Origin of the sequence: Terriglobus sp. YAF25 (assembly GCF_052113305.1) — a bacterium.
Lineage (GTDB): Bacteria > Acidobacteriota > Terriglobia > Terriglobales > Acidobacteriaceae > Terriglobus.
Genome location: NZ_JBFRCY010000943.1, coordinates 1 through 1,426 on the forward strand (window position 1 = coordinate 1; position 1,426 = coordinate 1,426).

A 1,426-nucleotide genomic window follows, 5' to 3' on the forward strand; every position below is an offset into this window, starting at 1 on the left:
GCAAGTACACCGGCTATCCCGTGAAGCGGTTCACCGAAGACTGGACGCAGTTCTCACCCGTGGGCGAAATCCATAGCCATCACGTCGACATCTCGCGCACCGATGGAGAAGGCTTCTGGGGATCGGGCACCATCGTCGGCTCGACCATCAACGGCAAGAAGCGCCTCTTCCTCTGGGTCCAACGCAGCGACGGCACCTTGACCTACCCAACCCCACACATCATCCAGTACTAGCGCACAATCTGAAATTACCCATGCACCGGGTGCCCCACATACGCGAAGCTTATGTGGGCATTCGAGCGAAGCTCGAACCGCTTTTTGTTTGTCATTTCGAAGCGTACTGGGTCCCCAACGAACTTGTTTCGTTGGGCGAAAGAGCCCCTCATTCGGAACCCTTTTTCCACACTCCGAACTTTTCCCCCGCTTCCCCTCTGGACACACCCCTCCTGGCAATTACAATTGACGACAGCGAATGACGATTGGCAAGCCGCATTTGGGTCTCTGAGTCCCTGGCTTCCGACTCAGTACCGCGCAACCTACAGTTGGAGATCAGTTAATTTGCCCCTGTACATGCCTGCGCCTCTTCAGTTCCTCGTCTCGGCTCGCAAACTGACAGCCCTCGCCGCCATCACCCTTCTGGGCATCTCGACTCCATTTGCAAACGCAGGCAAGGCGTCGTCATCCCACCGGCATCCGCGCCTTCATGCCCTGGCCCACGCCTTTGCCAATGTGGCCCTGCCGGGAGTCGGCCTTCTTCCGGACGAAGAAGACAATGTTCCCACTGACGGCCAGAAGTATGAGTTGAAGCTCGCCCATCCCTATACCGGCGAGATGATCAACGTGGTCTATCGCATCGGCGACACCTACATTCCCGAGGCGCTCGACCAGCTGAACCACTTCCTGTGCGACAGCCACAATCAGCAGGTCACGCCCATCGATCCGCGCACCTTCGACGTGCTGCACACCATGCTGGCCAAGCTGAACAAGCCCGATGGCGTCATCGACATCCTCTCCGGCTACCGCTCGAAAGAGACCAACGACGCACTGCGCGCCAGCGGCACCACCAACGCCGCCGAGCACTCGCAGCACATCGAAGCTAAGGCGATCGACCTTCGCGTCTCCGGTGTCTCCGCAAAGCAGCTCCGTGATGCAGCGCTGTCGCTCGAAGCCGGTGGCGTTGGCTACTACCCCCGCTCCCAGTTCGTGCACGTCGACGTGGGCCCCACGCGCCAGTGGACCTACACTGCGCACGCCCACCACAAACGCACCCGCAAAACAAAGCGCTCGTAGCTACCAGAGAATTCCCACGCTCAACAGAGCACCAGGTAACTCGAGCGTGAGTTTCGGGTATCTCCTTGCCCACCCTAGCGTTGCGAGGGTGGGGCACCCAGGCAAGATAAGCGCTGAAGGCGCGTTCTATACCAGCC

1 protein-coding gene and 1 pseudogene are annotated in these 1,426 nt (G+C 59.5%); both read left to right on the forward strand.

Features of this window, described 5'->3' with window-relative positions; all coding sequences use genetic code 11:
* Positions 1–233, forward strand: a pseudogene (locus AB4043_RS25445) (hypothetical protein); the annotation flags it as partial.
* 324 nt (positions 234–557) lie between these two features.
* Complete coding sequence (locus AB4043_RS25450) at positions 558–1,289, forward strand: YcbK family protein (RefSeq protein ID WP_442302121.1); 732 nt, start codon at positions 558–560, stop codon at positions 1,287–1,289.
* Positions 1,290–1,426: the final 137 nt, after the last annotated feature.